Below are 14,345 nucleotides of genomic sequence, written 5' to 3' on the forward strand. Positions count from 1 at the left end.
TGCTCAGTCCGGGCTGCCGCTGCCCGTGGGGGAGGACCCGTTGATCACTCCTTGTTCCTGGAGCTCGGCTACCCGCTCGGGTCCGAAACCGAGCTCATCGAGGACCTCGAATGTGTGTTCACCGAGTTCCGGCGGAGGCAGCCGGCAGTCACCACGGGCACCGTCCACAGTGATCGGTGTGTCCACGAGCCGCAGCCCGTCGATCGCTGAACCGGGTATCGCTCGAAGCAGGCCGAGCGCGTCGAGCTGCGGATCCGTGGCCAGTTCGGCGATGGTCCGCACTCGGCTGCAGGGGATGTTCCTGGCCCGAAGCCGTTTCTCCCATTCTTCGGCCCTACATTGTCTGAGCGCGGGAGCCAGTTGGCCGCACAGCTCGAAACGATGGGCGACGCGGTCGGGATTGGTCGTGAATCGCGGTTCCGTGGCGAGCCCTGGCACTCCGAGCTCATCGACGAGCCTGCGGAAAAGCTCGTCGTTGGGTGCGGCGAGCATGAGCCGGTGGTCCGCGGTGTCGAAAACCTGGTAAGGGGAGATGAACGGGGTCGCGGTTCCCTGGCGTCGCGGCGCGACTCCAGTGCCGAGGTACCCGGCCAGGTGATACGACAGCCACCACGTTGAGGTCTCGAAGAGGCTGCTCCGCACGTGGCTACCCTGTCCGGTCCGCTCGCGGTTGGCCAGCGCGGCCAGGATGCCGAGGACGCTCCACAGCGCGGCCCCGAGGTCGATCGCGCCGACGCCAAGGCGCACCGGATCCGCTTCCGGATCGCCGGTGAGGTCCATGATGCCGGTGTCTGCCTGCAGGATCGGGTCGTAGCCGGGCAGCCCGCTCTTGGGCCCCCGGTCGCCGTAGGCGCTGATGGAGCAGTAGACCAGACGCGGGTTCGCCTCGGCGAGCTGTTGGTAGCCGAGGCCGCGGCGGGTCAAGGACCCTGGCTTGAAGCTTTCCACGAGCACGTCCGCGGAGGCGGCGATGGCGCGGACGATGTCCCTGCCGCTGGGGTCATCGAGGTTCACGGCGACGCTTCTCTTGTTCCTGTTCGCAGCAAGATAGGTGGCGCTGCGGCCGTCCCACTCCGGTGGCCGCCACCGCCGGGTGTCGTCGCCGCCGGCGGGGTGCTCGATTTTGGTGACCTCCGCTCCGAGGTCACCAAGCGTCATAGTGCAGAAGGGGCCGGCGAGGTTGCGGGTGAGGTCGAGCACGCGTACACCGCGCAGCGTCGTCGCCAGGCTCATCGGACATCCTCCTCTTGTGAGGAACACTTGTACGCTGTTACGGTACACCAGATCGGGCGACAGGGAGGACCGAATGACGGAACGGAGCGCACGAGCGGGACAGCGCGAACGCAACCCGATCGCGGCACTGTCTCGTGTGCTCGCCGCGCTTGCCGAGTCCGATCAGGACAGTGTGGGCGTCCGTGAACTGGCCAGAATCCTCAACTCGCCACCGAGCTCGGTACACCGCACCCTCGCGGCCGCGCAGGAGGTCAGTCTGGTCTCGGTGACCGCGGCCGACCGCTGGGAGCTCGGCTGGGAACTCCATCGCATCGCCTCCTTGGCCGCTCGCAAGGCCCCATATCGCGCCGCGGCGGCCGACATTCTCGACGACCTCGCGACGAGCACCGGCGAGTCGGCGCTGCTCGCTGTCTACGACACGAAAAGACTGGCCAGGATGTGGGTCGCCACAGCAACGAGCAGGCACAGCGTGCGCTTCGTTCCTCGGCTTTACGAGTGGTTGCCGGCACATGCGGGAGCCGGCGGGCTCGCCATCCTTGCCCACCGGCCGGCTGCCGAGCTCGACGAACTGGAGCGACGTGGCCTCGACAGGTTCACCGATACGACGATCACCAGCCGCGCGGAGCTCGATCAAATACTTGAACAGGTGCGCGCGGACGGATACCGGGTCAGCCGCAACGAGGTCAACCTCGGCGCCGTCGGTGTGGCTGCCCCGATCACGACACACACCGGAGTGACGAGCAGCCTGGCGTTGATCGTCCCGCAACAGCGGTTCACCACCGCGATGGAACGCGAGTTGCCCGACCGCGTGGTCAATGCGGCCGAGAAGCTCGCGCAGCGGCTCGGGGACCCGGTCTTCGGGCTGCCAGGCGACGGCCCGTTCAACCAGGGCGCGGACAACTGAGGATCCATCCATAGTAGACAGACAAAGCAGACGGTGGTGCCCGCGGTGACCTGACCTCGGCTGCCGTGTCCCGGTCCCGCACCGAGGAGGGAAGACCGATGACCGTTCCCGCACTCGATCTGGCAGATGACCCTACGGAACGCGGCCGGCAACAGGGCGAGGCACTGCGTGCCGACATCGAGAACAACATCGCGGTGTATCTCGACGTGTTCACGCGTCTGGGCTTGCGCACCGATGAGCTCCTCGAGCAGGCCCTGTGCTGGCTTCCTCACCTGCGGCGCCAGAACACCGAGTTCAGCGCGGAGGTCGAGGGAATCGCCGAAGGAGCGGGCCGCCCACTCGCCGAGGCGGTCATGCTCAACGTCCGCTACGAGTTGATCATCGGCATGATGGCGCGCCACGGCCGCGAGCCCACCGGTGTCGACGGGTGCACGTCCTTCGGTTTGCTCGCTCACCGCAGTGAAACCGGTGGTCCGGTACTCGGCCAGAACTGGGACTGGGTTCCTGGCGCACGTACCTACGTCGCGCGGGTGCGCAGGAATGGCCGCCCTGACTTCATCGGCCATGCCGAGGCCGGTACCGCGGCGGCGACGCAGCAGGGCGTCAACGAACACGGGATCGGCGTGGTCATCAACGCGCTCATGGCGACCGCGGACTCACGCTACCGCTACCAGCGGCCGTTTCGGCTACGGGTACGCGACATCCTCAGCGCGACCACCCTCGGCGACGCGATCAAGGCCGTGACCGCCAGCTTCCGGACGGTGTCGATGAACTTCATGATCGGTCATCACCTCGACGAGATCGTCGACGTCGAAGCCGGCCCCGACACGGCGGCCTGCCTGCTGCCGACCGATGGCATCCTCACCCACGCCAACCACTTCGCGCAGCTGGCCATCGACACCGATGTGATGCGCGCGTGGCCGACGACGGTGTTCCGCGGGCCACGACTGGACCGGCTGTTGCGCCGCAACACAACTCTTGACCGCAAGCACATCCACGAATGTCTCGCCGATCCACTGTTGTGCGCCCGGGCCGATCCCGACAGCCCAGGGGACACGGCAACTCTGACCGCCATACTGATCGACCTCGAACGCCGGGCGATCGCGGTCACCGCCGGGCCACCGGATGCCCACGAGTTCGAAGAACACCTCCTCTGAGGGAGCCACCACATGGAGACATTCGACGTAGCCGTCGTCGGCATGGGCGCCCTCGGCAGCGCCGCCGCTTACCATCTCGCCCGGAAGAACGTCGATGTCGTAGCGTTCGAGCAGTTCGAGCTCGGACACGTGCGCGGAGCCTCGCACGACACCTCGCGCATCATCAGGACGTCGTACGGGGCACCGCAGTACGTACGCCTCGCGAAATCGGCCTATCAGGACTGGGCCGATTTCGAGGAAGTAGCCGGAGAGCGGTTCGTGACCACGACCGGCGGTCTTGTTTTCTGCCCGACGGACGGGACTGTCTCCGCTGACGACTTCGCGTCGAGTCTCGATGCCGTCGGTGTCACCTACGAGCTCTTGCGCGCAGCGGAAGTGACCGCGCGCTGGCCGCAGTTCCGGATCCCGGACAACGTGCCGACGGTCTACACCCCCGACACCGGAATCGTCCACGCGTCCCGCTCGGTCGCCGCGTTGCAGATGCAGGCAAGGGCCCACGGCGCGGTGATCCGTGATCGAACTCCAGTGCAACGGCTGAGTCCCGATGACTCCGGCGTAATCCTCCACACCGCGACAGGCAACGTTCGCGCGGGGAAGGTCGTCCTCGCGACGGACGCATGGACGAACACGCTGCTCGAGCCGCTCGGCGCCGGCATCCCGCTGGTCACGATGCAGGAGCAGGTCACCTACTTCAAGCCGACCGATCCGGACGCCTTCGACCACGACCGCTTTCCCGTGTGGATCTGGGAGGACGCCTTGTGCTTCTACGGATTCCCGACCTACGGCGAACCGACGATCAAGGCCGCGCGCGACGCGTCGGACAACCTGATGACCCCGGAAGAACGCACCTTCGTACCGTCACCAGAGCTGCTCGAACAGCTCTCGTCGTTCATGAGCGACCTCATCCCACGGAGCGGCCCGCCCCTGCGCTCCGTGACCTGCCAGTACGCGCTCACGCCGGACCGAAAGTTCGTCATCAGCCCGTTGCGGAAGCATCCGGACATCATCCTGGCGTTGGGCGCCGGGCATGCCTTCAAGTTCACCCCGGCGATCGGACGGATTCTCGCTGAGCTGGCTGTCGATGGCGACACGAGCGATGACATCTCCGCCTTCGCCGAACCGTCTCCGGCCGCGACGCCGGCCACGTCCGGCTAGCGGAGCCTGCGCTCCTTGTCGCTAGGAGGCTGTCGATGTTCGCAGAACCAGCTGAGCCCGTGCTCGACCGGGCTCCGGGCAACGTACGGGCTGTCACCGCCGCCCATGCTGGTCATGGTACGACGCGACTTCGCCGCGTTGCCGGGTTCCGTGACTCGCCGTTCTACATTTTGGACTGGGAGTTCCCTCCCGGCACGAGCGAGGGAGCACACGATCACCGTGGGGACCAGATCGGTGTGGAGCACTACCACGTCATCCACGGTGAACTCGTGATCGTCGTCGATGGAGCTCGTCACGAGCTCCGCGACGGTGACGCCATAGCGATTCGGCCGCAGCACATGCGGGAGGTCCGCAACGACTCGCGGCAACCTGCCCGGCTGTTGCTTGTGGTCGAACGGCTGACGGGAAGGTTTCACCGGGCAACACGGGGCCTTGACGCAGACGGATTCCCGGCTACTCTACCTGTCTAAGCGTACGCGTGTTCGCTTGTAGCGAGCAGAGTAACGATCGGTTCCGCATGGCGCGCCGGCGGAGGGCGACAGCGCGGTCGGGGTGAGCAGCCGTCCACCATCAACCTCAGGGACTCTCATGAAGAACAAGGTTCGAGCTCTCAGTGTTGCGGCCAGTGTTGCTGTTGGGTTGTCCGCGTGCACCACCGGCGGCGCGGGCGGGGAAGGCGTCAGCGGTACGAGCACGATCCGGACCGCGATCAATGCCGCTCCGACGACATTCACACCGTGGACGGCGGAGACCCGGGACGACTACGACGTCAGCCGTCTGCTGTTCAACACGCTGGTGCGCCGCGGCGCGGACAACAAGATTGTGCCCGCGCTGGCGACCTCGTGGGACGCGACGCCGACCACGGCGAGGTTCACCCTGCGCGAAGGCGCTACGTGTGCCGACGGCACGCCGATCACCGCGGAGGTGGTCCGAAACTCGCTGCAGACGATGGCGACGGCCGAGCACTCCGTCTTCCGGGAGATCGTGTTCGGGCCGGGCAAGCCCACGATCTCGGCCGACAACAAGGCGAAGACGGTGACCATCCAGCTCGCACAGCCATGGCAGGACCTGTTGCAGGGGATGAGCCTCGTGGCCACCGGCATCGTCTGTCCGGCGGGCCTGGAGGACCAGGAGGGACTGCGGACCGGTTCCGTGAAGGGCGCATTCTCCGGCCCATACGTGCTCAGCAAGAGCTCGCATGGCGTGTCGTACACGCTCACCTTGCGCGAGGACTTCACGGAATGGCCGGACTATGGCGACACGCCGCAGCGCGGCGAACCCGCGCGGACCATCCAGGTCGACGTGATGGCGAACGGGTCCTCGCGGGCGAACGCGCTGCTCACAGGCGGGATGGACATTACAACGATCAGCACCCAGGACATGACTCGTTTCGACGGCCAGAAGGAGTACACCACCCACCGGCTGCCCTCCAGCAGCCTGTACCTGCTCTTCAATGAACGTCCCGGCAGCCTCTTCTCCGACGAGAGGGTACGGCGGGCAGTGGTCCAGACCTTAAGCCGGGAAGCGTTCAACAGCGCCGCGACCGGTGGTCTGGGAGATCTCGCGGTCACGTTCAGCCACAGTGCGGTCCCGTGCGCCAACACCGACCCCTCCGTGCTCGTCAAACAGGATGTCGCAGCAGCCAAGCCAGTCCTGAGCGGCAAGACCATCCGGATCAACGGGCTGGAGGTGATCGGGCCACAGGGCGCCGGGAACACCTACATCGCCGAGGCACTCCGCGCCGCCGGGGCCACAGTGGAGCTCGCCAACGTCGACGTCGCCACCTGGTCGACCACCGGCACGACGAAACCCGGCGCATGGGACCTCACCGTGTTCGCCGGAATCAACGCGGGCGGGACGATGTACGGCGCGCTCTCACCCATCGTCGGGCCACCGACCGAGGCTGGTGGCGCGAACTGGTCGGGCAACGAGCACAAGGACGTGCTGGCGATGGTCGACCAGGCGATGCAAGAACCCGACCAGCGGACGAGGTGCGGTATCTATCAGCGGATCCAGGAGACGCTGATCGACGGGGTGCACGTGATGCCCCTGTCGTACCTCCCGGCTCAGCTCACCGCCCGCCCTGGCTTCTCCGCACAGGTCTACAACGAGCAGGTCGACGTCAGCACGATGCAGATCGACAACGAGGGCTGAGTCGTGAGCACCGCGCGTGTAGACGATCCGGCTCAGCACGCGGTATCGGCGGCGGCCTTGTGGGAAAGGCCGTGGCTGCGGTTCGGTGTCCAGCGGGTGACCGGGCTGCTGGTGTCGTTCGTCCTCCTGGTCACGGTGACGTTCGTGATCGTCCCGCTGATCCCAGGGGATCCGGCGGCGGCGATCGCCGGCCCGGAGGCCAGCGGAGCGGAGATCGCACATATTCGCCAACAGCTCGGGCTGGACGAGCCACTGCACGTCCAGTTTCTCGACTATGTCAGCGGACTGCTCACCCTGGACCTGGGGACGTCGTTCGCGAGTGGACAGGACGTCGCGACGGTGATCCTCGCCCGGCTGCCGTTCACCGCGGAGCTGGCCCTGCTGGCCATCGTGCTGGTGCTGATCATCTCGGTGCCGGTGGGCATGCTGGTCGCCGTCCTCACCCACGGTGGGCGCCGGTCGTGGCTCGACCACCTGTTCAACTTCGTGACAAGCCTGGTCTACTCGGTGCCCCAGTACGTGATGGCCACCCTGCTCGTCTCGGTCCTCGCAGTCGGCCTCGGTTTGTTCCCGGCGGCCGGAGCCGAGACCTTGCTCTCGCTGGTTCTGCCGACGCTGGCGCTCATGCTGCTGCCCATTTGTGTCGTCTCGCGGGTGGTTCGCCGGGAGACCGCGATCGTGCTGGATCAGGACTACATTCGTACCGCCAGAGGATGGCGGATCGGCCGCCTGCGGATGTTCGGCCGGTACGTGCTGCCGAACGTCATCACCACCACGCTCACCTTGTCCGGTCTCATCCTGGCCTCGCAGCTCGGCGGAGCGGTGGTCATCGAGAGGGTGTTCGCGTGGCCAGGACTGGGACAGGGCATCGTCGATGCCTTCCAGGCGCGCGACTACCCCGTCATCCGGGGCGCGATCCTCGTCCTTGGACTGATGGCAACCGTGATCATCATCGTCGTGGATGTCATCCTGGCGATCATCGACCCCCGCACGCTGGAGGCCGACCATGAGTAGCCTCCAGCGCAGACCACTGTGGACGCCCTCTCTGGTGGCTGGCATCCTGCTCGGTCTCTGCCTTCTCGTGGCGGCGGTCCTCGCGCCGATGCTGCTGGCCGACCCGGCCGGGCAACTGACCGGACAGGCCGGGGAGTCTCCCAGCGCCGAGCACTGGCTGGGAACCGACAACCTTGGTCGGGACAACCTGGCCCGGGCATTGGCCGCCACCCGCCTCACCTTGCTGATGACGTCCGGCGCCACCGTCCTCGCGGTCGTCGGCGGCATTGTGGTGGGCGTGGGGATCTGGTTGTCAGGGCGGCGGGTCCGCAAGATCGCACTGCGGCTCCTGGAAACGTCGGTGGCCTATCCCAGTCTGATCTTCGCCCTGGTCATCGCGGCCATCCTGCGTCCAGGCGTGGTCTCCAGTGTGGTCGCGATCGGCGTCGCGGGAATCCCGAGCTTCGCGCGGCTGACAGCGAACCTCGCGGCCAAGATCTCCACCAGCGACTACGTCACCACGGCCCGGCTGCTCGGGGTACCGCCGCGGGCCATCGCCGTACGGCACATACTGCCGAACATGGCCGAGCCGCTGCTGATCCTGGCTACCACGGTGTTCTCACTGTCCCTTGTGGAGCTGTCGGCGCTGTCGTTCATCGGCCTGGGCGTGCAGTCCCCGAACTACGACTTCGGCCTTCTGCTCAACGAGAGCCTGACGCAGATCTACACCCAGCCGACGTCCGTGCTCGGTCCGTCCATCATGATCGTCCTCACCGGACTGGCCGTGATGTTGCTCGGGGATGCCCTCGCCGGCAGGGCCAACCCGCGCACCAGCCGGCGAGCCCTGCGACATCCCTCTGTTCCGGCGGTCGCGGAGATTCAGGACGAGAAAGCCCCGCTGGTCCGCGTCGAGAATCTGCGTGTCAGCGTTCCCGGCGGCGCCGAGCTCGTGCGAGGGATCTCGCTGACCGTCGATCCCGGCGAGGTGGTCGCCCTTGTCGGCGAGTCCGGCTCCGGCAAGTCACTCACCGCCATGTCGGTGGCCGGACTGCCGCCGGCGGAGCTCGAGGTTCACGCGGACGTTCTGCGCGTGGACGACATGAACATGCTGGGACAGGCGGACAGGAGCCGTCTCGGCAGGGAGATCTCGATCATCTACCAGGACCCTGGGACCACTTTCAACCCGTCGCTGCGCATGGGGGTGCAGCTCACCGAGGTACTTCGCACGCACCTGGGTATGGGGCGACGCCATGCCAGGAAGCGCATCACCGAAGCGCTGGCACAGGTGAACATCACCGAGCCCGAACACCGGTTGAGACAGCATCCGCACAAGCTCTCCGGGGGCATGCGGCAGCGCGGCATGATCGCCACCACTCTCGTCACGGCACCGAAGCTGATCGTGGCCGACGAGCCGACCACGGCGCTTGACGTCACCGTCCAGCACGAGGTCCTGCGTCAGTTCCGGAAGATCCACCGCGAACAGGGCACCGCGATGCTCTTCATCTCCCACGACCTGGGTGTCGTGGAGGCGTTGTGCGACCGGATTCTGGTGATGAAGGACGGAGAGATCGTGGAGCGGCTCACGCCTGCCCAGCTACGGAACCGCGACGTGCACCACCCCTACACCCAAGCGCTGATGGACGCCGTTCCCGTGGTGGACACCTCGCCCGCGCGGCTTGCTCGACAGGAGTCCTCATGACGACAGTTGAGGACGCGAACCAGGTCCCCGTGAAGGTCGGCACGATGCCGACCCTCGAGACCCGGCAGCTGCATGTGTCTTTCGGCCACACGTCGGTACTGCGGGACGTGAACATCATCGTGCCGGCCCACACCGCTGTGGGCCTGGTGGGCGAGTCCGGCTCAGGCAAGTCCACATTGGGCAAGGCCGTCGTGGGGATCAACAAGCCACGCAAGGGTCACGTCCTCGTCCATGGAGAGGACGTCTTCGCGGCCGGTAAGCGGCGTCGTGCCGTCATTCGACGACAGGTCCAGTACATTCCTCAGGACCCGTTCTCCTCTCTGAGCCCACGCCGGAACATCGGACAGACTCTCGCCGAGGCGCTCGACCCGAGAAGGGCAAGACCATCGGACCATGAGCAACGGATCACCGAGGTGCTCGAGCAGGTCCGCCTCGGTGCGGACGCGATGGCCAAATACCCGCACCAGTTCTCCGGCGGGCAGAGACAGCGCATCGCGATCGCCCGCGCCCTGATCCTCCAACCGCGGTTGATCATCGCCGACGAGATCACCTCAGCGCTGGATGTCTCGGTCCAAGCGGAGATCCTGACGTTGCTGCGATCGCTGGAAAGCACCATCGACGCGTCGATGCTGTTCATCTCCCACAACCTGGCGGTCGTCCAGGCGCTGTGCGAGTACGTTGTCGTGATGTGCCAGGGCGTCGTCGTCGAACACGGCAGGGTGGACGACGTGTACCGCAACCCGCAGCATGGCTACACCCGCCGGCTGCTCGCCTCCGTGCCCGGTTCGGAGGGCTTCAGCCTTGACTGACACCGCGATGCCCCATCGGGGCGTGACGATCGACGGCTGCAATCCGAGCAACTGGGATTCGCCGGATGTCTTCGACCACCTGCGCCGGGGCGGCGTGACAGCCACCAATGCGACGATCGCCATCTGGGAGGGGTTTGCCGAGACTGTCGACGAGACCGCGAAATGGCACCGACGGTTCCGGGAAGACGTGGAAAAGCTCGTGCACATTCGCTTCGCTGACGACATCCACGCGGCTCACCGGCAGAACAAGGCCGGAATCATCCTTGGTTGGCAGAACATCTCTCCCATCGGCAACGACCTTGAACGCCTCGAAGCATTCCACGTCCTCGGCGTCCGAATCGTACAGCTTGCGTACAACATCAGGAACCTCGTCGCGAATGGGTGCTATGAGCCGAACGATGACGGCCTGAGCCTCTTCGGCGTGAAAGCGGTCAGGAAACTCAACGAGCTCGGGATTCTCATCGACCTCTCGCATGTCGGCGACCAGAGCAGCCTGCATGCCATCGAGGTATCAGACCAGCCGGTGGCGTTCACGCATACGAATCTCCGCGATTTCTTCGACAGCCCTCGTAACAAACCGGCCGATCTGATCCGTGCTCTTGTCTCGCAGGGCGGCGTCGTCGGCGCGAACGCTTTTCCACAGTTCCTGCCGAGCAGATTCGACGCTGACATCGGGGAGTACCTGGACGGTGTGGAGCGCCTCATCGAAGTCGCCGGAATCGACCACGTCGGCATCGCCTCCGACTTCTGCGAGGGTCGCGACTGGGATTTCTGGCCGTATCTGGGCCGGCTGCACGGCACCACCCCTCACTTCGAGATCAACGTACCCGCGCCGAACCCGGTCATCAAAGGATTTGAAGGAAGCTTCGACATGCCGAATGTCGCAAACGGGCTCCTCGACCGCGGTTACCGCGACGACGAGGTTGCCAAGATCATGGGCGGGAACTGGCTACGCCTTTACCACACGGTCTGGGGCGCCTGACGACAATGCGAAAGGAGCACGGTGGTCAGCGAGTTGTTCGTCAATGCCAAGGTGTTCACCGGTCGCGGTGAGACGGACTTCGCGTCCGCGTTCCGCATCACGGACGGGTCCTTCAGCTGGGTAGGTGACCAGTCGCGGGTACGCGACGAGCCGGCTGTCGACCTGGCTGGACGGACCGTGCTCCCCGGTTTGCTCGACGTGCACACGCATCCAGCGGCGCTGGCCACCCTCATGGATGCCGTGGATTGCCTGCCACCGAAGGTCACGTCACTGGCTCAGTTGCTCGATCAACTCCGCGCCCACCGCAACGTCGGCGCCGGTGTTGACCAATGGATTGTCGGCAGGGGTTACGACGACGCGCGGTTCCCTGAGCGCCGCCCACCCACCGCGCGTGACCTCGACCAGGTGTCCACCAGGCAACCCGTCATCGTCAAGCGCTGTGATGGTCACACCGCGGTGTGCAACACCAGAGCATTGGAACTGGCAGGTATCACCTCGGCCACGCCTGACCCGGCCGGCGGGCGCTTCGAACGGGACGAACAGGGCTTTCCGAACGGGATTCTTACCGAACTGGCTGCCGTGCGGGCGGTCGAAGGGTTGCTCCCGACTCTCGGTCGCGACGAGCTGGCTGACCGGCTCGCCGGCCTCAACGAGCGCTTCCTGTCCCGCGGTATCGTGGGCCTCTGCGATCTGCGCGCATCGACGCTGCCTGATCCACTGTGGACGTTTCGCGCCGCGCGACAGCGTGGCCTACGGCCGCGATGCACGCTGTACCTGGAATGGGAGCCCGACCGGCCACCGGCCGAACTGTCCGATGCGGACAGATCCGGCCAGGTGCGAATCGGTGGTCTCAAGCTCTTCATGGACGGCGCGTACTCCAATCGCACGGCATGGGTGAACGATCCCTATCCAGACTCGTGTGAGCACGGCATCCGGACCCTGTCCGACGCGCAGGCACGCGCGGCCGTCGACTGGGCACGGCGCAACCAGGTTCAGGTTGCGGTGCACGCGATGGGAGACAGGGCACTGGAGCACGTCGTCGAGTTGTTCGGCGCGGACGAGCCGTGGCTGGCCGATCGGCCAGCCATCCGCCTTGAACACGCGACACTGGTGTCAGCCGAGCTCATCGAGCGAGTCAACAGCGCGAGGATGTCCTTCGGCATCGCAACACACACGATCTTCCTGTACGCCGAGTACGACAGCTACCGCGCCAATCTCAGCGCCGAGCAGGCACGGATCGCCTACCCCATCCACTCGCTGTACCACAGTGTGAGGCCGCTCGCGCTCGCTTCCGACTGCCCTGCCACCGCGTGGAGCGACGCCGACAACGTGTTCGTCTCGGTCAAGGCCGCGGTGCTGCGCCGGGCACACAATGGCGCCGACATCGGGCAGGCCGAGGCGATCACGGTGCCACAAGCCCTGTCGCTCTACACGGGACGGGCGCGTCAGATCGCCCCACTCGGCCAGGTCGGGTTGATCGCACCAGGCTACGACGGCAGTTTCGTTGTCCTGGATCGTGACGTTTTCACCATCGCGCACGAGGACATCGATCGGGTGCAGGTCGATGAGACGTGGATCGGCGGATCCCAGGTGTACTCACGCTGACTCGCCCTCGGCATTGCGGTTTGGCTCCTCGCGGGTCTCGGTTGCAGAAGCGATCATGATGCCAGCGCCACGGGATCTGGTGGGGTGGTGTCCCAGGGGTTTGGCCAGGTGTGGAGGGTGTTGCGGCGGGGTTGTTGTTCGGGGTCGATGTGGGCTGGGGGGATGTACCAGGGGATTCCGTTGATCATGCGGATTTCCCAGTCGCTGTGGTGCACCACCCGGTGGTTATGCTGGCAGACCAGGGTGAGATTGTCCAAAGTGGTCGGTCCGCCGTTGCTCCACTCCACGATGTGGTGGGCCTGCGACCACTTGGCCTTACGGTCGCAGCCCGGAAAACTACAGCCGCGATCCCGGTGGATCAGGGCCCGCCGGAGGCTTCGGGGAACCGTGCGGGTTGTCCGCCCGACGTCAAGGACCTCGCTGGCGGTACCGAACACCATGGGGGCGGCTTTCGCGTCGCAGGCCATCCGCCGGATCTGCCCGGCCGACATCGAGAGGTGACCATCCACGAGGCCCTGGCCGATCCCGGTGGTGAGCTGGTCCAGGGTGGCCGACACGAGCAGCGTGACCGGTTCCCCCGCTTCGGTGGGGGTGTCCGGGCAGCGGGCCGCCAGCGCCAGGATGTCGGCGAACGCGTCGCCGTAGCGTTCGTCCCGGCTGCGGAGGTCCGGGCCATCATCGCTGGCGCGGGGTGCGGTCAGCGGCGACAAGAGATTGCTGAGGAGCGCCCCGGCTTCCTTATCGAGCCCGAACGTTCCGGTGACGCCGTCGGCGGTCTCGTGGAAGTCCAGCCACCGTTTCGGCCGTATCAGGGTGTCATCTTCGGGTTCGGCGCCATCAGGGTCCAATCGGTCCCGGATCTCCCGACCCAGCCTGGTGATGATCCGAGGCTCGCTCACGATTGCGGCCTCGCAGAGGATCTTCTCCGCCACTGCCCGGTCGTCGTCGGTAGCGTCAAGAGGTAACTGGCGGATCGCCTTATGGATCGCATCCACGTGCTCCGGCCCGATTGCGCCGTTCCGCAGGGTGTCCGCGGTCATGGCCAGTTCCGCCGCGACCGGCGCACCCGACGTGGTGACCGAAGGCAACAACGCGCGGGCGTGGGCGACCATGCGCCGCGCATCAATCGGGTTGAGGTTGAACATCTCCCGTATCAACGCCCCGACACCGGAACAGTTCAGTTCGGCAGGCAGCCCACGCGCCTCGATCTCCGCGATGAACGCCAACTCCCGGGCATAGCTCTCCCGACGACCCTGCTCCAACCCCCGCAGGCCGTCAACAAGTTCCTTATCCCCCAACGACATCGGGGAGATCACGCTCTCACACACAAACACAGCCTACCACAAGACTCGAACATGTGTTCGATATATTGGGTAAGTGTCGGGCTCTTGTGGCGGACGCGGGCTTTAACGTCGCGCCCGCCCGAGGAAACCGTGGACCTGCTTGACATCGGCGCCGAAACCACCCCGTATTACGGCGTCGCCCGTGTGTGTACTTCTCGATCCGATGTGGACGGTGTGCGCGACGGCGTTCCGTGACCTATCGTTGCGCATGGGTCATGCGGTCGGCCGAGGGGGTCTCAGCCGTCGTGATCGACCGTGATTGGCCTCCCGGGGAGGCTTGCAAGCCGACAAGCCCGCGAAGTCCTCGTGGC

12 protein-coding genes are annotated in these 14,345 nt (G+C 66.0%); 10 read left to right on the forward strand and 2 right to left on the reverse strand.

The genetic code is table 11. From position 1 onward, the window contains the following. Window positions 1-3 precede the first annotated feature (3 nt). Window positions 4-1,233 (reverse strand): CoA transferase, encoded by a 1,230-nt coding sequence (locus ABZ863_RS19185; RefSeq protein ID WP_358537259.1) that lies wholly within the window; start codon window positions 1,231-1,233, stop codon window positions 4-6. A 73-nt stretch (window positions 1,234-1,306) separates the two neighbouring features. Between ABZ863_RS19185 and ABZ863_RS19190 the strand changes: the two genes are divergently transcribed. The 10 genes from ABZ863_RS19190 to ABZ863_RS19235 all read left to right on the forward strand — a co-directional run bounded on the left by ABZ863_RS19190 (window position 1,307) and on the right by ABZ863_RS19235 (window position 12,691). Then, the gene (locus ABZ863_RS19190; protein WP_358537261.1) at window positions 1,307-2,137 is read left to right on the forward strand and encodes an IclR family transcriptional regulator; all 831 of its coding nucleotides are present in this window, start codon (window positions 1,307-1,309) and stop codon (window positions 2,135-2,137) included. Window positions 2,138-2,235: 98 nt separating this feature from the next. Then, entirely contained in the window at window positions 2,236-3,294 is a 1,059-nt protein-coding gene (locus ABZ863_RS19195) for a C45 family peptidase (RefSeq protein ID WP_358537263.1), read from the forward strand. A gap of 12 nt (window positions 3,295-3,306) precedes the next feature. Continuing rightward, on the forward strand, window positions 3,307-4,449 hold the full coding sequence (solA, locus tag ABZ863_RS19200; RefSeq protein WP_358537265.1) for an N-methyl-L-tryptophan oxidase: 1,143 nt from the start codon (window positions 3,307-3,309) through the stop codon (window positions 4,447-4,449). Window positions 4,450-4,484: 35 nt separating this feature from the next. After that, window positions 4,485-4,919: a cupin domain-containing protein gene (locus ABZ863_RS19205; protein WP_358537267.1), complete on the forward strand. Its 435-nt coding sequence runs from the start codon at window positions 4,485-4,487 to the stop codon at window positions 4,917-4,919. 118 nt (window positions 4,920-5,037) lie between these two features. After that, window positions 5,038-6,603: an ABC transporter substrate-binding protein gene (locus tag ABZ863_RS19210; protein ID WP_358537269.1), complete on the forward strand. Its 1,566-nt coding sequence runs from the start codon at window positions 5,038-5,040 to the stop codon at window positions 6,601-6,603. Between the two features lie 3 nt (window positions 6,604-6,606). Continuing rightward, on the forward strand, window positions 6,607-7,617 hold the full coding sequence (locus tag ABZ863_RS19215) for an ABC transporter permease (RefSeq protein ID WP_358537271.1): 1,011 nt from the start codon (window positions 6,607-6,609) through the stop codon (window positions 7,615-7,617). Next, a complete protein-coding gene (locus tag ABZ863_RS19220; protein ID WP_358537273.1) occupies window positions 7,610-9,295 on the forward strand; it encodes a dipeptide/oligopeptide/nickel ABC transporter permease/ATP-binding protein in 1,686 nt (561 codons plus the stop codon). The genes ABZ863_RS19215 and ABZ863_RS19220 overlap by 8 nt, the downstream gene beginning before the upstream one ends. Beyond that, on the forward strand, window positions 9,292-10,104 hold the full coding sequence (locus ABZ863_RS19225) for an ABC transporter ATP-binding protein (protein ID WP_358537276.1): 813 nt from the start codon (window positions 9,292-9,294) through the stop codon (window positions 10,102-10,104). Before ABZ863_RS19220 ends, ABZ863_RS19225 begins: the two co-directional genes overlap by 4 nt. A gap of 22 nt (window positions 10,105-10,126) precedes the next feature. Then, on the forward strand, window positions 10,127-11,086 hold the full coding sequence (locus tag ABZ863_RS19230; RefSeq protein ID WP_358537278.1) for a membrane dipeptidase: 960 nt from the start codon (window positions 10,127-10,129) through the stop codon (window positions 11,084-11,086). Window positions 11,087-11,107: 21 nt separating this feature from the next. Then, window positions 11,108-12,691 (forward strand): amidohydrolase, encoded by a 1,584-nt coding sequence (locus ABZ863_RS19235; protein ID WP_358537280.1) that lies wholly within the window; start codon window positions 11,108-11,110, stop codon window positions 12,689-12,691. A gap of 53 nt (window positions 12,692-12,744) precedes the next feature. Here the strand turns inward: ABZ863_RS19235 and ABZ863_RS19240 are convergent, their stop codons facing one another. After that, window positions 12,745-14,019 (reverse strand): DUF222 domain-containing protein, encoded by a 1,275-nt coding sequence (locus tag ABZ863_RS19240; RefSeq protein WP_358537282.1) that lies wholly within the window; start codon window positions 14,017-14,019, stop codon window positions 12,745-12,747. Window positions 14,020-14,345: the final 326 nt, after the last annotated feature.

Source organism: Saccharomonospora sp. NPDC046836 (assembly GCF_040645195.1).
GTDB lineage: Bacteria > Actinomycetota > Actinomycetes > Mycobacteriales > Pseudonocardiaceae > Prauserella_A.